The sequence below is a fragment of the Faecalibacterium sp. An192 genome (genome assembly GCF_002160175.1).
Classification (GTDB): Bacteria; Bacillota; Clostridia; order Oscillospirales; family Ruminococcaceae; genus Faecalibacterium.
The window spans coordinates 16,256-40,343 of the sequence record NZ_NFKB01000028.1; the positions used below are offsets into that span (position 1 = coordinate 16,256).

Here is a 24,088-nt window from a genome sequence, read left to right on the forward strand (position 1 = left end):
TTTCTTTTTATACTGTTAGACCAACGAAGATTAGTCTCGAAAGTACCGGTGTGTTCAAGTCAGCAGTTGCACGAAAATGTAATTCGTTCAAATACTACTACCTGAAATATAAAATTACATTGGGTGATGTCTATGAAATTTGAACGCGATGAGCGCAAATTTGATTTCCACGATATAGGGTGCGAGATAAAGCGCAAAAGAGAAACCAGCGGGATGACACAGGATCAACTGGCCCTTATCATTGACCGTGATCCCCGCACCATCATATATAACGAAAACGACGGTCAGCATCCGAGCTTGAACACTTTTTATCAGATGGTGACAATGTTCGATATATCGGTGGATCAGTTCTTTTATCCAGACATGAGCGCAGATGACGCTTGCAAAAAGCGCATCAATACACTTGCTGCATTAACACTTGACCGATTCGGTTATTGGTGCTATACTCTGAATAACCGAAACGGTTATTGCGTAAGAAGAAGGAAATGAATTGAACAAATTTTTGGCCCTGACCGAAGAAAAGAGATTGACCATTCTCAATGCGGCGTTCCAGTGCTTCGGCAAGTTTGGTTATGAAAAAGCCTCAATGTCGATTCTGTTATATTACGCATATCGCAGAAAATTAAGTAAGAAAACTGCCAATGACAAAGAGTAAGTTATACCCACGTTATGAAAGGACGTGCTATGAAGGATTCATTGAAAAAAGGATTGATAATAGGTGCTGCCGGTAGTGCGATTTGTGTGCTTTGGCATCATCTTCTAACCAAAAAGATGATGCAGCTCGCCATGGATCGGGTTGCGCCGCAGGACAGAAGCAACGGAAAAATGCGTGTGTCCGGTTCACCTGAAATGATAGAAACCACTGAAATTGTAAAAAAGGCAGCTGGTCAGCTCGAAAAAAGCGGCTGTGACGTGGTGGAAATCACTGCTCACGACGGAATTTCATTGATTGGGCATTGGTGTCCCTGCGAAGAACCGAAAAGAACTATAGTTGCCATGCACGGGTGGCGTTCCTCCTGGTCACATGATTTTGGTCTAATCGCAGATTTCTGGCGCAATAATCATTGTTCTGTACTCTACGCAGAGCAGCGGGGACAAAATAATAGCGGCGGCGACCATATGAGTTTAGGTTTGCTGGAACGCTACGATTGCCTGGCATGGACAAATTGGATAAACGAGAAAACAGGAAAAAGCATTCCCATCTATCTTGCCGGGGTATCCATGGGTGCAACCTCTGTGCTAATGGCGTCCGAACTGGAACTGCCGGATAATGTATTTGGAATCGCAGCGGACAGTGCATTTACTTCGCTCCATGCAATTTGGAAACATGTCTCCGAAAGCAATCTGCATATTCCTTATGCTCTGCATAAAACAGGTGCCGATAGGATGTGCAAAAAGCGCATCCAAATGGATGCTGATGCTGCCTCAACTACAGAAGCGTTGAAGCACTGCCAAATTCCTGTTCTTTTTGTCCACGGAACAGATGACCACTTTGTTCCAGTTGAAATGACATACGAAAACTATAAAGCCTGTACATCAGAAAAGCGTCTGCTGATTGTTCCGGGCGCTGACCACTGTATGAGCTATCTCGTAGGAAAAAGCACCTACGAGCGCATTGCAAAAGAGTTTTGGGAATTTTGCGAACAGCGGAAAAAGAATCCGTAGATTTGAGTTTGAAGGGGGGGAATCATTATGCGCCAGCGTTGGCTCCGTGTCTTATTCCGTAGAAGGATGTTGACGATACTCCTGCTACTTTTACAGGTATATTTTCTTATATGCCTTGTACTTGGGGGAAGTCAGCTTTCCCGAAATTTCAGTCGCCTACTGACAATCGTCAGTATCATTGCGGTGCTTTATATCGTTTCCCAGAAAGACAAAGGCGCCTACAAAACTGCATGGGCGATCCTGATCCTAACCTTCCCGTTGTTTGGTGGACTGATGTATCTTTTGTCTAATGCACAATCCTCGAAATGGCGCTTTGCAAAAAGTGTCCTCCATACACAACAAAAGGCAAAACCACTCTATGCACTCCCCGGCATTTGCTATGAAAGCGCAACAAAACAACTGCCTGAATATTACCCTCAAATTCATTACTTGCAGGAATACACGGGGTTTCCAATATATGCAGATACAGAAACACATTACCTTACACCGGGTGAACGAAAGCTGGAAACACTTTTGGCGGAACTTGAAAAAGCCGAGAAGTACATATTTCTGGAATATTTCATCGTGCAGGAAGGCGTTATGTGGAACAGCATCTTGGAAGTTTTGAAGCGAAAAACCACGCAAGGCGTAACTGTGCGACTGATTTATGACGATATGGGTTGCTTTCTCACTCTTCCGAAAGACTACGCAAAGCAGCTAAAAAAACACGGTATCCAGTGCGCCGTATTCAATCCCTTCCGACCTGTTCTGACCGTAAAGCAAAATAACAGAGATCACCGAAAAATAGCGGTCATTGATGGAAAGGTGGCTTTTACCGGAGGTATCAATCTGGCAGATGAATACATCAACGCCATTGAGAAACACGGACACTGGAAAGATGCAGCGATCATGCTGAAAGGCAAAGCCGCATGGAGTTTCACACTAATTTTTTTACAGACGTGGGAAATTTGTACCCATACAGACGAGGACTACGAAATCTTCTACCCATGGAAAGAACAAGAGTGCCCTGTTACTGCAAAGGGGTTTGTTCAGCCATACGCTGACAGTCCAATGGATGAAGAAAATGTGGGCGAACACGTTTACCTGCATATCTTAAACAATGCAAAGAAGTACGTGTATATCAACACCCCATATCTGATTGTCGATGATAGTATGCTTTCCGCTTTGCGTCTTGCGGCAAAAAGTGGTGTAGATATACGCATCATCACACCCCACCGCTGGGATAAATGGTGGGTACACATGACCACACGCTCGTATTACCGAGAGCTGATAAAATCAGGCGTTAAAATCTACGAATATACCAATGGTTTCATCCACTCCAAAACCTTTGTGTCCGATGACCGTACTGCAACAGTCGGGACAACAAATTTGGATTTTCGCAGCTTATATCTGCACTATGAATGTGGTGCTCTGCTCTATGAGGCCAAAGCTGTTATGGAAGTCAAGGAGGATTTTCTGCAAACGCTGGAGATATGCCAACAGGTGACAGAAAAGGATTGCAAAACAAATATCGTAGTGCATCTGCTCCAGGATATACTGCGGCTATTTGCACCACTAATGTAAGGAGGGTCTTGAATGTTTGAAGATATTGAAACACACAAAAAATTATCAAAGTGGATTATCGGAACGTTTACAGCCTGCATTTTGATTTATCTTGGCATCCGACATATTAGTCATGTAGCTGATGCCGTGATGTGGTTGAAAGACCTGCTGAACCCACTTTTAATTGGATTGATTTTGGCGTTGTTTCTGAATGTTCCGTTGGGGGTTATTGAAAGACATCTGTTCCCCAAACATCCGACATCTAGGAAAACGAAAATGCGCCGCCCGCTTGCGATCCTGCTTTCATTTATTTTGGTGATAGGGGTCTTTGTCGGTGTTGCTTTTCTTGTTATTCCCGAATTGATCGATGCAGTATCTATTGTCATATCATCCTTGACGAATGGTCTGGATCAACTGGTGGCATTTGAAAGCACGGCTGACTATTCTAAAATCCCATTCGGAGAACAGCTGTCCCAAATTGATATTGATTTTCTTGAACTGAAAGACAATTTGAATGAATGGTTGAATCAATTGGGAACCACCATTATGGACACTGCTGCTTCCGCATTTGGAAGCGTGGTTGCGACGGCAGTCGATTTTGCGATTGGTCTTGTGTTCTCAATTTATATTTTGGCCAATAAGGAGAAATTAAAAAGTCAGATCACCCGAATTGTCCGTGTATGGATTCCAGCATGTTTTGCCGAGCGGGGCATTCATGTGGCAGCTGTCTGTGAAAAAAACTTCAAGCTTTTTGTAGCAGGGCAAACGACTGAGGCAATAATTTTAGGCAGCCTGTGTGCAATCGGTATGTTAATTCTGAGAATACCATATGCGCCGATGATCGGTGCGCTTGTTGGGGTAACAGCACTGATTCCCTATGTCGGTGCCTGGATTGCTACACTTGTGGGTGCATTTTTGATTCTGACAGTCAATCCTTTTAAGGCACTGGTATTCATTATTTTCCTGCTTACTTTGCAACAGATCGAAGGAAATGCAATCTATCCGAAAGTTGTGGGCGCAAAAATCAACCTTCCTGCCATGTGGGTTTTAGCGGCAATCACAATAGGTGGCAATCTGGCTGGACCAATCGGTATGTTGCTTGGCGTACCTGCCGCAGCAGCCACTTACGCTCTTTTGAAAGAAGCAACCGATAAGCGGGAAACGCATCTGAAAACACAAGAAAAAGAGCAGATGGGTAATTCACATAAACAGAATATATCCTAAAAAAATTATCTCAAGATAAAAACTCATAGTAGGGTGTAAGGACTCATGATATAAAAATATCAAGGGTCTTTGCGCCCTATTCGTTTTTTATATTACAAAATCGGCATTATCATACCTTTTAGCGGGCATAATAAGGTTATTCCTCAAAACAAATCGGCACGATACAATGTTATTGAGGTGAATGATTATGCCGATTGACGATTTAACCGCTTTGGGTCAAATAATGCGGGAGGCCCGAAAGAAAAAAGACCTGACACAGCAGGAGCTTTCAGACCAGAGCCATGTTTCTGTAAAACAAATTGCCAACATTGAAAAAGGGCAGATGAATCCTTCCTATTTGATTTTAAGAGCATTGGCCAAGGTTTTGAACATCTCTCTGGATTCTCTGATAAATCCGGATGTTTCTCCAGAAGATGAGGGAGCCAACCAGATGAAAATGCTTTATTCCAGCTGCCCGTCAGAAATGCGTGAAACCCTGCTGCACCATACACAGGAGACCATGCAGGAATTAACAGAGCTATCTAAGAAAATTGAAGCGAATTGAGCCAGTGAGTGAAATTTGACGGTTTCCTCTCTGGCTCTTTTCATTTCTGCAAAGAAAGCGGCAAGCGATGCCTGTGGCTATCCAGATAGCCCCACGCGCTTGTTGAGGGAAGTCCCCCAAGCCCCTTTGAACACAGATTTTCAATCTGTGGCTGCGCGTTCTTGCGAACGCTTTTGACCGCGACCAGCTCACCGCTGGCCGTGGTCTTTTTCTTTCTGTTGCGGCTCGGTCTGCTCCATCGCCAAGACCCTATCCACATTGTTCTTGACCGTCAGCAGCTCCCGCATGGCAGTGCGGGCCTGTCGGTACTCGCCATAAGCCTTTTTCTTATCCGCCAGCAGTTGGGCGTACTCGGTCTGAAGCTCCTTGATGGTGGGCAGCTTCTTCACATTCAGCTCGTTGAAGGCTTCCTTGGCGGCCTGGTGCAGCAAGATTTCCTCCTCATGCTCCTGCCGGAATTTCTTTGAATACCCGGCCTTGCGGTAGGCCACATAGGTGTCGCGGGTCTTGGCGTAGTTGACGATATGAGTTCGCAGCACGGCGATCTCGGCCATGCGCTTCTCGGCGGCCTTGATCTGATCGGACAGCGCATGGTAGCGGGCCGTCGCCTCTGCTGTTTTGGTTTCTAAATCGGCATAATCCAGCAGCCCGTGTTCAGACAGGTAGTTGAGGGTCTGGGCCATCTGTTTGAGGTTGAACACCTTGGCCCAGCGAGCATACCCGGCGCCTTTTCCGGCCTGGAGTTTTGCCTGGATGTCCACCAACAGATTGACCTTGGGTGGAGCGGTCTGTACAGCGGTTTTCTTGCGGGGCGTATGCTCTTTCTGGCCGGAGAGGACCGCCAGCAGATCGTCCAGCGCGTAGCCGTCCCCCAGCCGGTCAAAGCGGACGTTGTTGCCCCAGCCCTCCGCGCCGATGGAGATGGTTTTGCCGCGCTGGTGAACGGTAAAGCCGTCCTGTTCCAGCAGGCACAGCAGCTCCTCCAGGCTGGCCGGTTTCTGTGCCAGCGCCCGGTCAATGGCCTGGCGCAGCAGCTCCTTGTGGGAGGGCTTGGCCGCATCGCCCAGCCACTTGTTGTAGCTCTGGCCGCGCCGCTTGGGAGCCTCCACAATGGAGTAGCCATTCTCGATGCAGATGGTATCGCTCAGACGGTGGACAGCGCGAGTGCTGCCCCAAAAGTTGCGGAACTTGCGGTCACACTCCAGCGTGGTGGAGTTCCATATAATATGGTTGTGGACGTGAGCCTTGTCGATGTGGGTACAGACGATGAAAGCGTGCTTGCCTTTGGTAAAGCGCCGGGCCAGCTCCACGCCCAGGCGGTTGGCTTCCTCCGGCGTGATCTCGCCCGGCACAAAGGACTGCCGCAGGTGGTAGGCGATCACGTCGTCCGCACCGCGCACCCGGCCAGTGCGGGCGGCGTAGGTCTGCTTGTCCAGCAGGAACTGCGCGTCGGCCACGCGGCTGTCACACTGGTAGCTGGTAATGAGCCTGCCGTGGTCGGTCTTTTCTGGATTTTTTACATAGTCGATGATGTCGCTGATCGCCTTGCCGACCATGCGGCCCTTGCCGGCGTGCAGCGGTATGATGCGGGTGGTGGCCATGCGGGGTCCGCCTCCTTTCCAAAAAATAAGCGGCCTGCTCATCACAGACCGCATCGGTTTACTCTATATCAGTTTCCTCGTCCATATAAAAATCGAAATCTTACTCAAAGTCATCTTCCAATTCATCCAGTTCTATCCTGGGCGGGAACCTCATTTCATACTGTTCCGTTGCCAAGGCCCGCACGGTGTCCCGTCGGTCTTTCATCCGCTTCCTCAGCCACGAAAGCTGTCCTTTGGATAATCGCCAGGGAAGGTTGACAAGCTGGGTAAGTGTCATTTCTTCCGCCTGCTTTTCTGGCGGGAGAGCGGCGCAGGTTTTACAAATGTGCGCGGCGTGACCCTTGCTGGAAAACTTTTCGTTTGCCTTATACTCGCCACAGACCTTGCAGTAGTGTCCACGTTTTTTCATACCTCACCCTCGCAACGAGAGAACAGCTGCCGCACCGCAGCCATGACCGTATTCCAGTCAAGGTCGGACGCATAGGAAAACTTTTTCTGATAGGCCGCCCACAGGTCCTGCATGACCGGGCTGTTCTCCACTTCATCAAAGACTTCGGCGGCCTCGGCCAGATGGCGCTCGGTGCCGCGCTTGTGGGCTGTCGCCAGCAGCGCGTCATGGAGAACGTGCGGGTCCAGAGTGCTGCCATAGAGTTGTTGCAGGATGGCGATGTCGTAAAAATCTCTCATACGGGTGTTGGTCGTAGTGCGGGTGATGATGGTTTCCAGCTTTTCGGCCAGCACGGTCTCCAGGTTATAGGCCCAAACGTCGATGGAGCGGTCCTCCAGCATGAGCTTGAAGCTGTACCGCACCTCTTTAGGGGTGATGGCGTCGCCGGTTGAAATGTCGATTTTCAGCGGGGTGCGCACCCCGTCAAAGAGCGTTGTCACCGTGACCCGGATACCGGGATATTCCGCTTCATCCATGATTTCCGAAATGCTTTTCACCTGGAAGGTAACGCCGTCGTCAATGGGAACAGCGATGATCTCGGCCATCATGTTCTCCACATCCTCTATGCTGACGTTAGCTCCCTTGACCGTTGCGTCCAGGTCCATCGTGGAGCGGGCGTCCAGGCCGACCATCGCGGCCACCAGCATCCCGCCCTTGAGGATGAATTTGTCCCGGTAGGACGAGAGAGAAATGCGTTCCAGAAAACGCTCCATCATATAGTTGCGCATCAAAATCTGCGCATCCGCAGCATTTTTCTTTGACAGGTTGCGGATCAAATCTTTCAGCTGTCTGGCTGTCTTTATCATAGCAGTACCTCCAAATACTGGCGTAAAATCTTCTCGACACGGAACAGCCTGGCATAGCGCATCAGCGTCCGCAGGTCCTTGTCTTTCCGGCGGGCATACGCTTTCAAAGCGTCCTGAAATGTCTGCATCTCGATGTGGCTCCGGCTGCGCAGCACATCGCAGATCGTCCGTTCCATATCATAGACCGGCACATCGTGACCGAAGGGGGTCTGCGCGGCTGTCAGGCCGACCTCATGCAGCTCCGCCTTGATGGTAAAGACCTGGACGCCCTCACCTTTAAGCCGGGTGGGGTTGTACCCTGTCTTGACCGTGACAGAATAGGCCAGCGGCTCCCGGTCGGTCAGGTCGTGGAAAAACAGCGCCGTTTCATGGGAAAAAACCGCCTGCGGACAGCGAAGATGCAGCAGATACATGGCGTCCACCCAGGCATCTTTGGAAAGATAAATCCCATGCGCCGCCTGTTCCAGCCCACGAGACTGCACGAATTGATAAAAAACAGGTTTTGAGATCCCGGCCGCGAGGACCTGCCCGGTGCGCAGCATCCCATCCTGACGTTCCATCAGCTGGTCCAGCTGTTGAAATTTGCTCATGTTCTTCACCTTCCTTTCATGCTAATATTATACGCGAAATTAGCGCGAAAGTAAAGTCAAAAAATTGCCGGGCAATCACTCCCGGCAATTCTTCGCTTCCTATTCAGCCGTACACCGCGTCCTGGATCGCATACCGCAGGTCCTGCACCTTGCCCACCAACCATGCAGCAGCCATCGGCAGGCCCAGCGGGCTGACCAGGAAGGCAATCACCAGCAGGATCACACCGTTTTGCGGCGAGTAGGTCACAAGCACCGCGATCCCCAGCAGCGCCACCACTGTGGAGGCCAAGCCGAAGATAAAGCTGGACACATACAGTAGCCCGAAGCACAGCCAGGTGAACAGCATCAGCGCCAGCACTACCGGCGCAGCAAGGATTTTCAGCCCCAATTTCAAAATAAACAGCACCGCTCTCATTTCAGCGCCTCCTTCCGCCAGTCCAGGTATGGCTGGCACAGTTCCTCTACGGCCTTTTCGTCCGCCTCTGTGACCTCCCGGCGTCCCCGCGTCCGGCAGATCATGGCAAAGTCCTGAAAATCCGAGAGAAGTATATCGAACAGCTCCTCCGGGGTCCGGCAGAGAATGCCGTCCACGCAGTAGCGGGAATCCTTGTCCCAGGCCAGTCGGACGTAGCCGCGTTTGCAGGGAAGAACTTCTTCCTCCGGGTCGCGCAGCAGGTATTCTTGAAAAATCTCTAAGACGTTTTCAAACGTTAACATCAGCCATCACCTCGTTTCTGACTCCATTATCAATCACAGCCCGCCAAAACGCAACGATACCGGCAAAGAAAAAAAGAGGGAGGCCCGGCGATGCAGCCTGCACGCGCCGGACCTCCCTCACAGCAGGGGCGTATGCCCCTGTCACGTCAGCTTTGCCAGCTGGGTCAATACCTGATGCACCCCGTCCCACAAAGCCTCCTGCCTCCGGGATATATCCTCCAGGTCGGCGTCGTAAATGCGCCCGGTTTCATGCGCACGGCGGGCCAGCTGGTTCAAGTTATTGCTGGAATAGCGCATCAGGGACACCAGCTCCTTCAGCTCCGGCAATTCCAGGCGCACCACATAGCCGTCCAGGGCCATCTTGCGCAGGTACGCCTCCCGGTTTTTTGTCCCCAGCTGGGTCATCTTCTGCTCGATCAGCGCCAGTTCTTCCGGCGAGACCCGGAAGTTCAGCTGCACCTCCCGCTTGCGCTTGGGGGCGCTCATCGCTCCGGCTCCTTTTTCTTATGGATGGGGGATTTTTTCTCCGGCTTTTCAGCGGGGCGCGGCTCCTGTTTCAGCTGGCGACGGACCGAGGGGCGGCGCTGACGCAGCTCCTTGGAGCGGTCCTCACTGGCCAGGATGGTGACATAGGTGCCGGGCAGGTCCTTCATGCCGGTGATCGCCAGACTGCGGAATGGCAGCAGCGTTATCAGCTGGTCGTGGGCCTGGGTGCCTGCGCGGGCCAGAAAATCCGGCGAAACGCGGGCCATGTAGTGGGTGCCGTGGGGGCTGTTGGGCGTATCCGGCGCACGAAGCTCCTGCAAGAGCCGGGCGGCCTCGGCGCGGATTTCCTCTGGCGTCAGCGGCTGGAGCCGCAGATAGTCCTGCCGCGCCTGGCTCAAGAACAGATCGACCAAGCCGGAGTGGCTGTCCACCACAAAGTCCAGGTTGCGTTCGCCGCCAAAGCCGTCCGGGTTGGGCGGGATGTCCACCGTCCTGGCCCACGTCTTGTTGGCCGGGCTGAAACGCTCATCCCACTCTTTCTGCTGCACGGTGTTTGCCAGCACATAGAGGGTGCGGGTGTAGCCGAACTGCTCGATCACCTGGGGCACCGCGTCCTTGTCCAGCCGGTTGTCCCGGTAATGTTCTGAAATGGACGCCTCGATGGCCTCCTTGCAGGCGATGTTGGCGCGGCGGGACGCCCGGTACAAATCCAGGTCGCCCTGTTCGCGGGCATGGGCGGCGTCGTGCCGGTAGAGCGGCAGTTCCCGCTGGGCGTCCAGCGCCGCCTCGGCCCGCTGCTCGATACTGTCCCGCACCACATCCATGTAGGAAGTCTCCCGATCAGAAAACTCCTTGTAGACATCGGCCAGCGGGGACGGCGACGCCAGCAGCGCGGCGGCCCGGCTTTGTGGCAGGTCCAGCTCCTCCATCGCCATCAGGATGTCCTCCCGGACCGTGTACTCATAGGTATGCTTTAGAATTTCCTCCAGGGGCTGGCTTTTCAGCCAGTCCCGGAACTTATCCTGTTCGGCGGCCATCTTCTCATAGAGGGCCGTGTTTTTATCGGTATTCATGTTATCGCACCTCCTGTTCGTGGTGTTTTGGTTTCTTTTCGGGATTGCGCGGAACCGGGCGTTTCAAGCCCTCCAGCACCGAGGGGCGGCTGCTCTTGGCAAGAACCGCCTCCGGCGCAGGGCGGCCCCGGCCGTCCATGTTCAGCAGTACGTCCAGTTCGGCCAGCCGGGCGGACTTTACCCGCAAATCATCCTCAAAAGGGAATGGCTTACCCACCTCCGCCTTGGCGGCGGCCTGCTGCTGGTAGAGATTGTCCAGTTGGTTCTTCACCGCCTCCAGCCGCTGGGGCATCTGACTGAGCGCATTGTCGATACGGGTGAGGTTGCCGCGGGGGTCTGTGCCCAGCGTCGCCCGGTGGGTCATCTGGCCTTTCAGCAGGAGCATATACTCTTGCCGGAAAGCGTCAAACGACACCGACATAGCGAAGCCCCGGTAACTGCCCACCGGCACCGGGTCGGTCCCTTTGACCTCCTTGCAGGCGTCCAGCAGCGCGGCCCCGGCGTTCTCCTTGTCGGTGAGGGTGTCGCCACGGACTTCCATCCCGGCAAAGCCGTCCTCCGGGTGCGGGTGTTCCGCCAGCGTTTTCATATCCGCTTCCAGCCCGGCGATAAATCCCTTGTTTTTCTCGATCTCCTCCGGGAAGGTTTTGAGCAACTGGTCCTCCAGGCGGTACTGCTTGCTCTGGTGGTCGGCCTTCATCAGCTTTAACCGCGCCACGTCCACATCCAGGTCCATGCGCTCTTTGATGCGCGGGTCCCCGGCGCACAGCGCCTTGATCTCGGCAAAGGACAGCGCCGTTTCGTCCACATCGTCGCAGCTTCGCACCGGCGATTTGGAGGTCATGATCTGGCTGATGAATTTCTGCTTGTTTTCCACCGTCTGCCAGAGGTAGGCGTCAAACGTCCCCTCGGTGACATAGCGGTACACATGGACGGTCTCGTTCTGGTTGCCCTGGCGCTCGATGCGCCCCTTTCGCTGGGCCAGGTCGCCGGGCCGCCACGGACAGTCCAGATCATGTAGCGCCACCAGGCGGTCCTGGACGTTGGTGCCCGCGCCCATCTTGGCGGTGCTGCCCAGCAAAACGCGCACCTGGCCGGTGCGGACCTTGGAGAACAACTCCTTTTTGCGCACCTCGGTGTTGGCCTCATGGATAAAGGCGATCTGCTCGGCGGGCACACCTTTAGCGATGAGCTTCTGCCGGATGTCCTCATACACGGTAAAGGCCGGTTCCGGCTCATCCAGCGGCACCGCGTCCTCCAAAGCGTGGAGGGTCGGGTTGTCCAGCGCCTTGGCTACCTTTTTGGCGGGCCGGGCCTGGGGCGTGGAGATGTCGCAGAACACCAGCTGGGTCAGCTTGTCAGCCTCGCCGTCCCGCCAGATCTGCATGATGTTGTTCACGCACTGATTGACCTTGGTGCCCGGCTCATCCGGCAGCAGCTGGTTGATGATCCGCTGGTCCAGGCCCAGCTTGCGTCCGTCGCTGGTGATCTTGAGCATATTGTCCTGGGACGGGTCCACCGTACCGCTGTGTACCAGGGAAGCGCGCTCCGAGAGCGCCTTCACCATTTCCTGCTGCTGTTCGGTGGGCTGGGCCACGATGTTGTGGTACTCCACCTGGGGCGTGGGCAGGTGCAGCTGGTCGGCGGTTTTGATGTCCGCGACCTCCTTAAAGAGGTTCATCAGCTCCGGCAGGTTGAAAAACTTGCTGAATCTTGTTCTTGCCCGGTAGCCGGTGCCCTCCGGGGCCAGCTCCAGCGCCGTCACGGTTTCGCCAAACCGGGACGCCCAGCAGTCAAAGTGGGCCATGCCCAGCTCTTGCAGCCGGTCATATTGGAGATACCGCTGCATGGTGTAAAGCTCATAAGGTAGGAAACGCCACGCCATACTTCCTTTCGTCCGTGGTCTTGGCGTAACCCCCTCCAGAACCGTGCTTACACCTCTCGATGTACACGGCTCGCCATCTTTCATAGTTTAAGTGATTTTGTCTTTGCTTCTTCGTAGCATTTCGGGCAGAGAGCCAATGACTTCCGCCTTTTCAGTAGCATCAGTTCATCAAATTCATTATCAGCGTTCAAATCTTTTAAGCGCTTTACATGGTGCATATACACTTTCACGGGGTTTGCTCCGCACATCTCGCATTGTCCGCTTTTTAAACGTCCTGCAAGACTATTCGGTTTTATCTGCCCTCTGTATTTCGGCATAATGTCTACAAATTCAGGTGCGATATTGTTATTACGCCTAAATCCTTCATTGTAAAACTCACACCGCTTTGTTCCACTCTTGGTTTTGTAATCTGCGCCAAAGTCGCCCTTTACGCTACGGTATTTCTTATACATCTTCATAACAGAAGAATTATATTTTGCCGCCAACGTCTTTAAACAGCTTCCACGCATGATAGAATGAAATTTCCCCAGATTGCATACATTGATTGCTAACCTGTAATAATTGTACAATCCTCTGATTTCAGAATTATATTTACTGATGATTGCCACATCGTCTAATGGCATAAGCGCCCCTCTGTGGAGTGGCTTCCAAATCTCTTTGCCGTTTTCGTCTTTTTTGATTTTAAACGCACCGTATTCGTGCAGTTTCGCAATCCATTTTTCTTTCGGCATATATAACTGCACTTTTCCATACCACACCCGTTGCAGACCTTTTTTCGTCCGCTTTGTGTCCTGACTTCTTGATATTCTTATGTCGTATCCAAGATACCGCACCTTTTCAGAGGAATGGGTAACGTGAGTTTTCTCCTCCGACATTGTGAGATTTAGCTTGTCTTTTAGAAATATCTTTACCTGTTCCTTGATATTTTCAGCATCCTGCTTTGAACCTGTTATTGAAATCAGGAAATCGTCAGCGTAACGGTTGTATTGAAGTCTTTTGTAATTCTCATCCATCTCGTCTAAATGTGGTGTGGACAACATCACTTTCCTTGCTTCTTTAAATGCTGCTAGGTTTGCTTCTGTGCGCTCTATTTCCAGATTTTTCTGCGCTTTCCGATAAGCCCAGCGTACCTTATCATGGTCTTTGTGGACTTTACGGCTTCTTGTATCGCCTTTGTCAAAACTCTTTTTCATCCTTGCCATGAACTCATCAAGTTCATTCAGATAGATGTTGGCAAGTATCGGACTGACACCGGAGCCTTGTGGACTGCCGGAGTACGTTTCATGGTATGTCCACTGTTCCATATATCCTGCCCTTAGAAACTTCCACATCAGCGATATGAACGCTTCATCTTTTATGCGCTTTCTCAAAAGCTGTATTGTGATATGGTGGTCGAAGCTGTCAAAACAAGCCTTAATGTCTCCTTCGATTATCCACTTTGCACCAGTGAACAGCGTTACGATTTCTTTTAACGCTGTGTGGCAACTTCTTTTCGGTCTGAAACCATGTGAATTATCAGAGAATGTCGGCTCATAGATTGCTTCAAGTATCATACGGACAACTTCCTGTAACAGTTTATCGTCCGTTGACGGAATCCCCAATGGGCGCTTTTTACTGCTGTTTTTCTTCGCAATATAAACACGCCTTGCAGGGTTCGGCTGGTATGAGTGGTCTCTCAGCTTCTGAATGAGCTTTTCAATGCGCTCCATGCTCATACCGTCAAGAGTGAATCCGTCTGCACCTGCCGTCATGCTCCCCTGAGAGGTCGCAATATTCTGGTATGCAAGCAGATAGAACTCTGGGTTGTACAGGTTACGGTATAATCTCTCGTACCTGTACTCTTTGTTTTTTGCTTTTTCACTTAAACTTTTCAATACATTTTCGGGACTTCTCATAATGCCTCACGCACCTTTCCTTATTATTTGTATTGAAGAAAGACTGTCTCCCTTCGCCATGTGGACGGCTTTCCCGTCCTCGGACTACTACGGAGACTCTGTTGCCATAGTAAATATTCAGAGTCACTTTTCTCATAGCACTCATAGCCGATTTTCGGCATTTTACCTTAGGCAATCCCCGTTTAGAACTGTAATAACATAAGCCTGTTATGATTTCGGATGTGACGTTCGTCGTTTTCCATTATCCTATGGCTGATTTACTCTGGGTATCTTGTGGATACGCATGGCCGACTCATATCCACCAGAGTACATGCGAGTATAACTTCCTTACGCATGGAGCAACATTTTGCCCAATCTCCGACTGTCATTCAGGCAGTTTAGCTTTCATCCTTATTCATAACTTTTCGCCACTACCACGCAAACACTTTGGAAGTTTCCGTGTTTCGTGCCCTCCGACATGCTACACTCCCCATCGGGTTTCCCCTTTTGGATAAGTCGGGTGACGATAGGGTGCGGATTATTCCGCTTTGATACCTTGCCCTATTACTTGCTCAAGGTAAGATTATTACAGCCCCTTACGGGCGCACGGTCATGGAGTTGGAAACCGGCGTGCCGGTGGCAAAGATGACGCCCCGGCTGCCGGTGATCTCGTCCATGTAACGGCACTTGGCGAACATATCCGAGGATTTCTGCGCGTCCGTCGTAGAGAGGCCCGCCACGTTGCGCATTTTTGTGTAGAGAAAGAGGTTCTTGTAGTTGTGTGCCTCGTCCACGAACAGCCGGTCTACGCCCAGCTGTTCAAACGTCACCACATCGTCCTTGCGGCCCTCGGCTTGCAGCTTTTCCAGCCGCGCTTCCAGAGACTTTTTCGTGCGTTCCAGCTGCTTGACGGTGAACCGTTCCCCGCCGCTGGCCTCCACCTCGGCGATGCCCTCGGTGATTTCCCAAATCTGCTCATGCAGCAGCCGCTCCTGGCGTTCCTTGCTGATGGAAATCTTCTCGAACTGGGAGTGACCCATGATGATGGCGTCGTAGTCGCCGGTGGCGATGCGGGCGCAGAACTTCTTGCGGTTGTGCTTCTCGAAGTCCTTTTTGGTCGTTACCAGGATGTTCGCGGACGGGTACAGCCGCAGGAACTCCGAAGCCCACTGTTCGGTCAGGTGGTTGGGCACCACAAAGAGGGATTTCTGGCACAGACCCAGCCGCTTGGCCTCCATCGCGGCCCCCACCATTTCAAACGTCTTGCCTGCGCCCACCTCATGAGCCAACAGCGTGTTGCCGCCGTACAGCACATGGGCGATGGCATTTTTCTGATGTTCCCGCAGGGTGATGGCCGGGTTCATACCGCCGAAAACGATGTGACTGCCATCATACTCGCGGGGCCGGGTGGCGTTCATTTCCTCGTTATATTGGCGCACCAGCGCCTGCCGACGCTCTGGGTCACGCCAAATCCAGTCGCGGAAAGCGTCTCGGATGGCCTGCTGCTTTTGCGCGGCCAGGGTGGTTTCCTTGGCGTTCAGCACCCGGCGCTCCTTGCCGTCCGCGTCCTCCACAGTGTCGTAGATACGCACGTCCCGCAGATTGAGGGAATCTTCGAGGATTTTATAGGCGTTGGCGCGGCCGGTCCCGTAGGTCGAGTAGGCGGCCACGTTGTTTTGCCCCACGACATTTTTGCCGGAGATCTGCCACTCCGCCGTAAAGGGGGTGTAGTGGACTTCAATGCTGCGCTGGAGGTAAAAAGGCGTGTCGAAGGTCTCGTACATGAATTGCTGGATGTACTCCTTGTCGATCCACGTTGCCCCCAGCCGCACCTCGATCTCGGAAGCGTCCAGGTCTTTGGGCTGGGCGGCGGTCAGAGCCTCCACGTTGACCGCAAAGGCCGGGTCCTGCTCCGCTGCCCGCTGGGCCTGGCGGAGCTTGCGCCGCACGTTGCCGGACAGGTACTCGTCGGCGGTCATATAATGGGGCGTTCCGTCCGGCTCAGTCTGGCCCGGTACACGGAAGATGACACCGCGCAGCTCGTCAGCCAATTCTTCGCCGGTTTTGCCGGTGAGCTGTTCCATGTAGGCCATATCCACGCAGGCTTTTTCAGAAATGGAGACTGCCAGGGCCTCGCTGGCCGTGTCCACGGTGGTGACGGCCTCATGGGGCTTAATCGTGCGCTTGGTGAACATATCTGCCTTGCGCTCCAACCGGCCATCCTCGTCCAGTACCTCCAGCGCGCAGAGCAGATAGTAGCTGGAATCATCGGCAAAGGCCAGCCGGTTCGCCCGGTCATTGATAAGGCCGTACTTGGCAGAGAAATCGTCATAGCGGCGGTTCAGTTCGGCCATCTGCGCCCGGATGTCGGCATCCGGCGCGGCGGCGTCCATCTCCAGGTCGATGAGCCGTTGCACACAATCCCGCAGCCCCACCAACCCATTGACACGTGCTTCGGCGGTAGCGTTCAGGTCAGGGCGCACCATGCGGCTGTTTTCCCGGAAGTACACCGCGCCGTCCACCACCGTGTAGGAGTAATTCTTCACATTGGGGTCAGCCGGGAGGGATTCGTCGATGTCCTCGCCCTCGCCCAGCTCCGGCAGCGCGGCCTCCTGGTAGGTGCCGTGAATGTGCTGTACGGCGTCGTGCAGCTGATCGGCCAGCTCCAACCCCTCGATGGGGGCCACGGTGTAGTCCTGCTTGCCGTATTGGGTGCTTTCGGCGGTGGGACGGCCCAGCACCATCTCCGGGTGGTCGAGAAAATATTGGTTGACCGTGAAGCCTTCCTCGGTCCGGCCGGTTTGGGTCCAGTCCGGGGCGATGTCCAGCGGACGGTCCCGCTTTTGCAGAAACAGGATGTCGGATACCACATCGGTCCCGGCGTTGGCGCGGAAAGCGTTGTTGGGCAGGCGGATCGCCCCCAGCAGTTCGGCCCGCTGGGCTAAATACCGGCGCACGGTGGAATCCTTGGCGTCCATTGTATAGCGGCTGGTGACGAAAGCCACCACGCCGCCCGGACGCACCTGATCCAGCGCCTTGGCAAAGAAGTAGTTGTGAATGTTGAAGCCCAGCTTGTTGTAGGCTTTGTCGTTCACCTGATACTGGCCGAAAGGGACGTTGCCGATGGCAAGGTCATAGAAGTCCCGCCGGTCGGTGGTCTCGAAGCCCGCCACGGTGATGTCGGCCTTGGGGTAGAGCTGTTTAGCAATCCGGCCGCTGATAGAATCCAGCTCCACGCCGTACAGACGGCTCTCGGTCATGCTCTCCGGCAGCATCCCGAAGAAATTGCCCACGCCGCAGGACGGCTCCAGAATGTTGCCGGTACGGAAGCCCATCCGCTCCACGGCCTCATAAACGGCGCGGATAACGGTGGGGCTGGTGTAGTGGGCGTTGAGGGTGGAGGCACGTGCCGCCTCATATTCCTCCGGGGTCAGCAGTTCCTTCAGTTCCGCATACTCGGCGGCCCACGCGGGTTTGTCCGGGTCAAAGGCATCCGCCACGCCGCCCCAGCCTACATATTGCGAGAGAATATGCTGTTCTTCTGGGGTGGCATAGTGATTTTCCTGCTCGATCTGCTTCAGTGTGGCGATTGCTTTGATGTTGCGCCAGAACTTTTCCTTTGGCCCGCCTTTCCCCAGGTCATCGTCCAGAATGCGGAAATTCTCAGGCGGACGCTGTTCGGGCGGCGTGGGTTCGGGCCGGTCAACGTGCAGCCGCTCCACCACCACGTCATAGGGAAGTCCGTTTTTGTCGCCGGGGTAGACAGCCACCGTCTCGGAGTGGAACGCCGGTGCCTCGGCGGCTTCTTCAATGGGCTTGGCGGGTTCGGCAGGTTCTTCCACGGCGGCAGGGACTTCCATATACGGTTCATCCTGCTCCTGTACGAAGCCGTCCAGCTGGCGGGCATACAACCCGCGCAGCAGCGGCGCGACTTCATCCCAGCGGAAGAACAGCATGGCCAGCCGCTTTTCGTCCGCGTCCAGCACTTCCAGCTCAATGCCTTCGGGTATGGTGCGGTAGTCGGAGGTATCGCCGGTCTCCAGCTCCATCGTCTCGATGATGTCAGGATAGGCCCGGCTCAGCCACAGGGCGACCTCCCGGTTGCTCTTGCCGGTACGCAGCAGTTCGGAAAGCTCCGCCTTGTCCGGCGCGCCGATGAGGCCGTGGGTCAGCACGTCCCGTAGGTCCTGGTCCGCCGTGTCGGGGTTGACAGGCAGGAACTCGGTGTAAAAGTCGTTGCGGTTGTCTGCCCGCAGAAGCTGCTCGAACCGTTCCCGGCTTTCGGCCCGGTAGATGGGATAGCTCATGCCGGTGGGCAGCAGCTGCACCGTATCCTCTCGCAGTTCGGTAATCTGGTGGGCGCGGTCATCCAGATAGACGGTATCGCCCACGTTGTAGACCGGGGCGGACGGGTCGTAAGAGGTGCGCTCCGGGATAGTGCCCCGGATGGCGGCATATTCCTCGTCCGACACCGTGATGTCGATCTCATGGGTGGGTTCACCGCTGCCGATGGTGAGGGTGTCTCCCTCGCGGGTGACGGGCTGGCCGGATAAGTCCGGCACAGGCGGCTTCGATGCGGCCTCGGCCTGTTCTTCTGCCGCGACGGCCTCCACATCCCGCATGACCTGCTGGATGAACGGGTCGTTGTCCAGCTTTTCCGGGTCCACCACCTGGCCGTTCACGATCCCGCGCTCGGCCAGGACCTCCCGGATGGCGATGGGGTCGATGTTGTCAAAACGGTCCTGCTCCGCCTCGGTGTAAAACCGATCTTCCTTGATGAGCTGTGCGATCCGGCGCTGCACCTTGGGCCAGGGCACATCGCCCGCCGCGCCGTCCACCGTCACAGGCAGGGCCGGGAGGTCATCGCCGTACTCCTGCCGCAACCAGGCGGCGGTGTCCTTTTCACGGGCGTGGTCCTTCATGTAGCGGACAACTGCGTGCTTGCTCTCGATCTTGCCGTTCCATTCCTGGATGGCGGCGTCGATCTCCGCCTGGGTTAGCGCCCGGCGCACAGGTTCCGCCTGCGCAGCGGGCTTGGACATAGAAAAAGCAGAGGGCGTTTTCACACTCTCTGCTTCGTCGATATTCTGGATTTGTTCCGCTTCGGAGAGGAACAGGTTTAGGGTCAGCTGTTGATAAGCTCCGCCAGCAGAATCTCCTCCGCCTGGGCCTTGCAGGTGTTCATCAGGCCCACCCAGGCCATCGGGTCGCGGGCTTTCAGTTCCTCCGTCGCGCCCGCCGACTCTGCCAGCCGGGGCATCATCTGATCCAGACGGCTGTTCGCGGTCTCGTCGATCTCCCGAAGATGCGGGTACAGCTTCTCGCTCATCAGCAGCTGGTTGTAGAGGATGGGCCGGTGTTCTTTCAGGTACGCTTTCCTCATCCTGCCGTACTTGCCCAGGGGCTTCTCCGGCTGTTCGGACAGCTTCAGGTCGGGGATCAGGTAATCGCCGTTCCTCGTGTAAGTCAGGTTGTTCTCCATGTGTGGCACTCCTTTCCGCGCTCTTGGCGCGCTCATAGTTCTGGATGGTGACGCCGATCTGCCGCAGCACCTGCTGGTTTATCTGGCTGACCGCCGTGCCCAGCGCCCCCACGGTAGCGGGGGTATTGAAGTCGAAAATCGCCATGAAATCCTCATGGCTGAAATACTGCTCCGGCTCCAGCCCACAGCGGGACATCAGGGCGTAGGTGATGCTGACCGTGGCGGCGGATTTGAACTGCATCCCGATGTTTTCTTCATCGTACTCTTCCAAAAAGGAACCGTCAACGATGTAAAGAATGTCTTGCCGGTGGTCCGTCCAGTATTCTTCCGCCAGACCGGCAGCCACATCGGCCAGCTGCTGGGCCAGGTCTCCGCCGCCTACGTCATAGTTTCGCTCCAGCATCGCCATGACCGGCGCGGTGTGTTCCTCGTTCATCGTCCACAGCCAGGGTGTGCGGGAGTGTTCACGGGTGCCGGTGTCGGAAATATCAAACACATACCGCAGCCGGGGCCGGTCCCCGGAATCATCCACCAGGGCGATGCCCTTGGACCCGCGCCGCACATACCGGCCCATGCGGTTGTTCCACAGGTCGTACTCGGCGCAGGCGGTGGCGTCCGGGCGCTGGGCGTAGATCATCAGCTGCTCATGGAACGGATATTTGTAAAGCCGGGCGGCGGTGGTGAGAAAGCCCGCCCACTCCTGCCAGCTGCCGGTGAGCTGCCGCGCCACCTGGTCGGCCATCTGCGCATATTGTTCTGCTTTGGTTGGCATGGGGTTCTATCCTCCCTTCCTTCGGATATGAAAATGGGGCGGCACGGCGGCCGCCCCGGCTGGTTAAAACAGGGGTTTACTCGTCAAAATCCGGGTACAGCTCCAGCTCGTCAAACTCGGCGTCGGGCATGGCGCGCAGCTTGGCGAGGGTGCTGTCGGTCAGGGCCAGCAGCTCGGCCTCGTCCGCCTGCAAGTGGCCGCGCATCTCGGTCAGGGCCTCGATGGCCCCCTGGCGGGTGCCGGGGTTGTAGATGCACAGCAGGTTGGTTTCCTCAAAGGTCAAAGTGTTCATATCAGATCTCCCTTTCCGCGCTCTTTTTTGGCGCTGTCTTTTTATGTTCGGGTTTGGGCTGGCTTTTCAGCTGCTCCACAACGGATTTCTTCTTGTCCCGGTCCTCCCGGTGGGCGACGGCAGCCAGGTCCATCAGGGAAATGGGCTGGCCGCTGCGGGCCTGCTGTTCCAGCTGGGCCACCGTCTGCTCCTTGGGGCCGTTGTTGATAATACCGTCGATCATGCCGTAGTCATCCTCCACGGCCATCTCCGTATTTTTCAGCGGATTGTCCGGCAGGAAGCCGGGAACCTCGGCAAAGCCGAAGCTGTCGCAGTAATGACAGGATACCTTGCCGTCCCGCTTGATGGCAACGATGTCGCTGACGCTCATGGACGGATGGCGGTAGTCGGCTGGGTGTTCATTGTTGAAACGGTATTCAAGATTGTCCAGCACGCTGCCTTTCAGGTCGCCGGGGGCCAGCGGCGCGGTGTAGACCAGATCATAATTGTCCCGCTGCACCGTCTGCCCGATGGACTTGATCCACTCCAGCCCCTCATAGCGGATGTCCCGCAGCTCGTCGGTGTGCTTCACCTGATAAATAGCGAAGCAATCGCCCTTGTGGTCGAGGAACGCCTGCTCCCGTTCCTCTTGGTGGTCCATGCGCGCCTTGACCTGGGCATCAAAATCCGGGCTTTCCTCCCATTCCTCGCGGGTGACGGCGAAGATCCCGTCGTGGGCGTCCAGGTCGGCGGTATCAAAAGCCATCGCCGGGTTCTCGCCCTGCTGGATGATGTAAACGGTCAGGTCGCGCTCCATCAGCTCATAGGCGCGTTCTTTGGAAAGGGGCAGAAGGTCCCCGTCCATGTAGCCGCACTTTTCCAAATCGTCCTGGGTCAGCGTGGGGTCCGGCATGGGGTATTCGTCCAGATGCTGTTCCGGGGCGTCCGGCAGCTGGGTGGTTTCCGGGGCGGCGGCCTTGGCCGCTGTCTGCATCTGCTGGACAGCCGCCTCCTGCAAGGTCTCGATTATGGGCAACGGCGCATACTGAATGGATTGGCCGCCCATCCCGTGCATCTCACAGATTTTCAGCGCGGCGGTGGACATGGGCAGCTCCGGCGCATCCAGCTGGCCGCCGTCCAGCTGCTTCATGGTCGCCACATCGTAGAGCGTGTAGTCCCAGCCGGTGTCGCAGGGCTGAACATGAAGATAGGTGGTATCGTCCAGCACCAGCAGGGCCTCGCGGTACTCGGTGCTGGGCGGGGTGGTTTCTATGCCCATCGCCATCGCTTCATCCGCCATTTTCACAAGGTTGGGGTCAGGTTCCGGCACCAGTTGCTCCAGACGATCCAACAGCTCGGCAGCTTTTGTGGCCGCTTCTCCAGGTTCATTTTCATCGGCAATTTCCTGGAGCCAGTCCCGAACACCGCTGGCATCCCCGCTGCGGAGCGCAGCGGTCAGTTCCCGCAGCGCATCCTCACGATTGTCCACCTGATCCCGGTATTCATAGGTATCATAGTCAAAAGAAAACTGGTCGATGTCGGCTGCCAGCTGCTCGATAGGGTCCCGCTGCGGTTCCGGGGCAGCAGTCAGGTCAATGCCGCGCTCCTTGCAGATAACCTTATAATGCCGGTCAATGTCCGCGATCAGTTCCCCGGCTGCCTTGTTGATGGTCTCCAAACTGGCCCGCAGCTCCGGCAGTTCCTTACCCTGGCTCCAGGTGGCGATGTAGCCGAAGCTGTTCTCGCCGGTCTGGATACCGTAATACTGGCAAACCGCGTAGGAAATGCTCTCGGCCTCCACCTCCTCGGTGTTGCGGTCTTTCTTCTTGGGCGGCTCCTTGTCACCGGCCCTGGCCGCTTCCTCCTGGGCCTTGGCGTAGTTGTGCAGTTTGCTGTGGGCGATCTCATGGACGGCGGCGGAAACCGTCTGCACCTCGCTCATGCCCTCCCGGATGGCGATGCGCTGCTGGTCCGGCGAGAAATACCCGTCCATTTTGGCGGCCATCGACTCCACGGAGAGCGGCACCGGCGCGGACCGGCGCAGGGCCTCCATGAAAGCCTCGTAGTTCTGGACACTCCCGGAAAGGGTGGACGCCAGCTCCGGCAGCGGTTTCCCGTCCGTCTGGCTCACATCAAACACCTTCACCGGGCGGAACATGGGGATTTCAACTTCCCGTTCCTCCATGACCGCTTTGCCCTCCGCGTCCAGGATGGGGGCCTTGGTGTCCGGGTCCAGTTTCTGTTCCTCAATCTTTTTCTTGAACGGCGTGGGCGCGATGATGGTGATGCCGTGTTCGCCGCGCTTCACATGGCGCTCAAACTGATTTTTCCACTTGTTGTACCCGGCCACCAGCGTGGCGTCCGGCTTCTGCATATAGATGAGCATGGTGTTGTTGACGGAGTAGCGGTGGAATCGGGACATCACGGACAGGTAGCGCATATACTTTTCGCTCTCGAACAGTTCCTTGATGCCCTGCTCGATGCCCGCCGTGATTTGCTGCAACCGTTCCCGGTTGGTGGGTTTATCAGCCATGATGTTCACTCTCCCTTCTATGGCCGAAATTTCAGCGGTGTGTTCTGCGATCCACTGGTCCTGTTCCTCGGTGCTGCTGTCGAGAAAGGTGTCCAGCAGATACGCCATGTAGTCTTTTTTCTGGACGGCCTCCAAAAAGCGCGGGTGCGGGTCCTCGTCCGGCGTCTTAGGGGAATAGTCGGCCTCCCATTTTCGGAGCAGATGATAGTAGTCTGTCAGGACGCGCCAGCCGTGTTCGCGCTTTTCTTTCCGCACCTGCGCCTCAGATTTTTGCCGGACATAGCTTCGCCGGGGCGGGGCCTTGCTGTCATAGGAAAGGTCAAAATCCTGGGCCAGCTTTTCGGCGGCCTCCTTGGGGGACAGGTCGTAGAGCCGGGCGGTGAAGTCGATCACGTCGCCGTCTGCACCGCAGCCAAAACAGTGGAAACGGGTGTCCACCTTCATGCTGGGGTGGCGGTCATCGTGGAAGGGGCAGCAGGCCATGCCGCCGCGCCCCACCGCGATGCCGTAAAGCTCCGCCGCCTCCCGGACGGTGAGGGACTGTTTTACGACTTCAAAGACGCTCTCGCCCATGC

General features: G+C 55.1%; 17 protein-coding genes and 2 pseudogenes. 5 read left to right on the plus strand and 14 right to left on the minus strand.

The genetic code is table 11. The features are described from left to right. Positions 1-132 precede the first annotated feature (132 nt). From B5F27_RS16535 to B5F27_RS09545, 5 genes are all read left to right on the plus strand, one after another. Positions 133-489 (plus strand): helix-turn-helix transcriptional regulator, encoded by a 357-nt coding sequence (locus B5F27_RS16535; RefSeq protein ID WP_002587442.1) that lies wholly within the window; start codon positions 133-135, stop codon positions 487-489. A gap of 195 nt (positions 490-684) precedes the next feature. Then, positions 685-1,665: an alpha/beta hydrolase gene (locus B5F27_RS09530; RefSeq protein ID WP_002587440.1), complete on the plus strand. Its 981-nt coding sequence runs from the start codon at positions 685-687 to the stop codon at positions 1,663-1,665. Between the two features lie 27 nt (positions 1,666-1,692). Next, complete coding sequence (gene cls, locus B5F27_RS09535; protein WP_002587439.1) at positions 1,693-3,228, plus strand: cardiolipin synthase; 1,536 nt, start codon at positions 1,693-1,695, stop codon at positions 3,226-3,228. A 12-nt stretch (positions 3,229-3,240) separates the two neighbouring features. Continuing rightward, the gene (locus tag B5F27_RS09540; RefSeq protein WP_002587438.1) at positions 3,241-4,431 is read left to right on the plus strand and encodes an AI-2E family transporter; all 1,191 of its coding nucleotides are present in this window, start codon (positions 3,241-3,243) and stop codon (positions 4,429-4,431) included. Positions 4,432-4,618: 187 nt separating this feature from the next. Continuing rightward, a complete protein-coding gene (locus B5F27_RS09545) occupies positions 4,619-4,975 on the plus strand; it encodes a helix-turn-helix transcriptional regulator (RefSeq protein ID WP_002587437.1) in 357 nt (118 codons plus the stop codon). A gap of 188 nt (positions 4,976-5,163) precedes the next feature. On the opposite strand, the gene B5F27_RS09555 is transcribed toward B5F27_RS09545, so the two are convergent. The 14 genes and pseudogenes from B5F27_RS09555 to B5F27_RS09630 form a co-directional block, all read right to left on the minus strand. After that, positions 5,164-6,576, minus strand: a complete 1,413-nt coding sequence (locus tag B5F27_RS09555) for a relaxase/mobilization nuclease domain-containing protein (protein ID WP_087366918.1) — start codon at positions 6,574-6,576, stop codon at positions 5,164-5,166. A gap of 100 nt (positions 6,577-6,676) precedes the next feature. Continuing rightward, positions 6,677-6,985 carry a hypothetical protein gene (locus B5F27_RS09560; RefSeq protein WP_087366921.1) on the minus strand — a complete coding sequence of 103 codons (309 nt, stop codon included), beginning with the start codon at positions 6,983-6,985 and terminating at the stop codon, positions 6,677-6,679. Further along, positions 6,982-7,830 (minus strand): nucleotidyl transferase AbiEii/AbiGii toxin family protein, encoded by an 849-nt coding sequence (locus B5F27_RS09565; protein ID WP_087366923.1) that lies wholly within the window; start codon positions 7,828-7,830, stop codon positions 6,982-6,984. Before B5F27_RS09565 ends, B5F27_RS09560 begins: the two co-directional genes overlap by 4 nt. After that, positions 7,827-8,420: a type IV toxin-antitoxin system AbiEi family antitoxin domain-containing protein gene (locus B5F27_RS09570; RefSeq protein WP_087366926.1), complete on the minus strand. Its 594-nt coding sequence runs from the start codon at positions 8,418-8,420 to the stop codon at positions 7,827-7,829. The genes B5F27_RS09565 and B5F27_RS09570 overlap by 4 nt, the downstream gene beginning before the upstream one ends. A gap of 103 nt (positions 8,421-8,523) precedes the next feature. Further along, the gene (locus B5F27_RS09575) at positions 8,524-8,835 is read right to left on the minus strand and encodes a CD1845 family protein (RefSeq protein WP_087366929.1); all 312 of its coding nucleotides are present in this window, start codon (positions 8,833-8,835) and stop codon (positions 8,524-8,526) included. After that, positions 8,832-9,137: a hypothetical protein gene (locus tag B5F27_RS09580; protein WP_087366933.1), complete on the minus strand. Its 306-nt coding sequence runs from the start codon at positions 9,135-9,137 to the stop codon at positions 8,832-8,834. Before B5F27_RS09580 ends, B5F27_RS09575 begins: the two co-directional genes overlap by 4 nt. A 141-nt stretch (positions 9,138-9,278) precedes the next feature. Then, positions 9,279-9,623 (minus strand): plasmid mobilization relaxosome protein MobC, encoded by a 345-nt coding sequence (gene mobC, locus B5F27_RS09585; protein WP_087366936.1) that lies wholly within the window; start codon positions 9,621-9,623, stop codon positions 9,279-9,281. Beyond that, a complete protein-coding gene (locus tag B5F27_RS09590; protein WP_087366939.1) occupies positions 9,620-10,696 on the minus strand; it encodes a DUF3849 domain-containing protein in 1,077 nt (358 codons plus the stop codon). The genes mobC and B5F27_RS09590 overlap by 4 nt, the downstream gene beginning before the upstream one ends. 1 nt (position 10,697) lies before the next feature. Continuing rightward, positions 10,698-12,557 (minus strand): annotated as a pseudogene (locus tag B5F27_RS09595) (helicase-related protein); the annotation flags it as partial. Positions 12,558-12,661: 104 nt separating this feature from the next. Next, positions 12,662-14,476 carry a reverse transcriptase/maturase family protein gene (locus B5F27_RS09600; protein ID WP_002576337.1) on the minus strand — a complete coding sequence of 605 codons (1,815 nt, stop codon included), beginning with the start codon at positions 14,474-14,476 and terminating at the stop codon, positions 12,662-12,664. 587 nt (positions 14,477-15,063) lie between these two features. Continuing rightward, positions 15,064-19,377 (minus strand): annotated as a pseudogene (locus B5F27_RS17500) (DEAD/DEAH box helicase family protein); the annotation flags it as partial. Positions 19,378-19,580: 203 nt separating this feature from the next. Next, positions 19,581-19,937, minus strand: coding sequence for a TnpV protein (locus B5F27_RS17235; protein ID WP_087366945.1), 357 nt, complete (start codon positions 19,935-19,937; stop codon positions 19,581-19,583). An 848-nt stretch (positions 19,938-20,785) separates the two neighbouring features. Continuing rightward, positions 20,786-21,001 carry a transposon-transfer assisting family protein gene (locus tag B5F27_RS09625; protein WP_087366948.1) on the minus strand — a complete coding sequence of 72 codons (216 nt, stop codon included), beginning with the start codon at positions 20,999-21,001 and terminating at the stop codon, positions 20,786-20,788. Position 21,002: 1 nt separating this feature from the next. After that, positions 21,003-24,086, minus strand: coding sequence for an LPD16 domain-containing protein (locus B5F27_RS09630; protein ID WP_087366951.1), 3,084 nt, complete (start codon positions 24,084-24,086; stop codon positions 21,003-21,005). Positions 24,087-24,088: the final 2 nt, after the last annotated feature.

Bases quoted from the DNA above. Each gene is read 5' to 3' on its own strand.
- B5F27_RS16535 (WP_002587442.1), top strand. From the start codon at position 133: ATGAAATTTGAACGCGATGAGCGCAAATTTGATTTCCACGATATAGGG.
- B5F27_RS09530 (WP_002587440.1), top strand. From the start codon at position 685: ATGAAGGATTCATTGAAAAAAGGATTGATAATAGGTGCTGCCGGTAGT.
- cls (WP_002587439.1), top strand. From the start codon at position 1,693: ATGCGCCAGCGTTGGCTCCGTGTCTTATTCCGTAGAAGGATGTTGACG.
- B5F27_RS09540 (WP_002587438.1), top strand. From the start codon at position 3,241: ATGTTTGAAGATATTGAAACACACAAAAAATTATCAAAGTGGATTATC.
- B5F27_RS09545 (WP_002587437.1), top strand. From the start codon at position 4,619: ATGCCGATTGACGATTTAACCGCTTTGGGTCAAATAATGCGGGAGGCC.
- B5F27_RS09555 (WP_087366918.1), bottom strand. From the start codon at position 6,576: ATGGCCACCACCCGCATCATACCGCTGCACGCCGGCAAGGGCCGCATG.
- B5F27_RS09560 (WP_087366921.1), bottom strand. From the start codon at position 6,985: ATGAAAAAACGTGGACACTACTGCAAGGTCTGTGGCGAGTATAAGGCA.
- B5F27_RS09565 (WP_087366923.1), bottom strand. From the start codon at position 7,830: ATGATAAAGACAGCCAGACAGCTGAAAGATTTGATCCGCAACCTGTCA.
- B5F27_RS09570 (WP_087366926.1), bottom strand. From the start codon at position 8,420: ATGAGCAAATTTCAACAGCTGGACCAGCTGATGGAACGTCAGGATGGG.
- B5F27_RS09575 (WP_087366929.1), bottom strand. From the start codon at position 8,835: ATGAGAGCGGTGCTGTTTATTTTGAAATTGGGGCTGAAAATCCTTGCT.
- B5F27_RS09580 (WP_087366933.1), bottom strand. From the start codon at position 9,137: ATGTTAACGTTTGAAAACGTCTTAGAGATTTTTCAAGAATACCTGCTG.
- mobC (WP_087366936.1), bottom strand. From the start codon at position 9,623: ATGAGCGCCCCCAAGCGCAAGCGGGAGGTGCAGCTGAACTTCCGGGTC.
- B5F27_RS09590 (WP_087366939.1), bottom strand. From the start codon at position 10,696: ATGAATACCGATAAAAACACGGCCCTCTATGAGAAGATGGCCGCCGAA.
- B5F27_RS09600 (WP_002576337.1), bottom strand. From the start codon at position 14,476: ATGAGAAGTCCCGAAAATGTATTGAAAAGTTTAAGTGAAAAAGCAAAA.
- B5F27_RS17235 (WP_087366945.1), bottom strand. From the start codon at position 19,937: ATGGAGAACAACCTGACTTACACGAGGAACGGCGATTACCTGATCCCC.
- B5F27_RS09625 (WP_087366948.1), bottom strand. From the start codon at position 21,001: ATGAACACTTTGACCTTTGAGGAAACCAACCTGCTGTGCATCTACAAC.
- B5F27_RS09630 (WP_087366951.1), bottom strand. From the start codon at position 24,086: ATGGGCGAGAGCGTCTTTGAAGTCGTAAAACAGTCCCTCACCGTCCGG.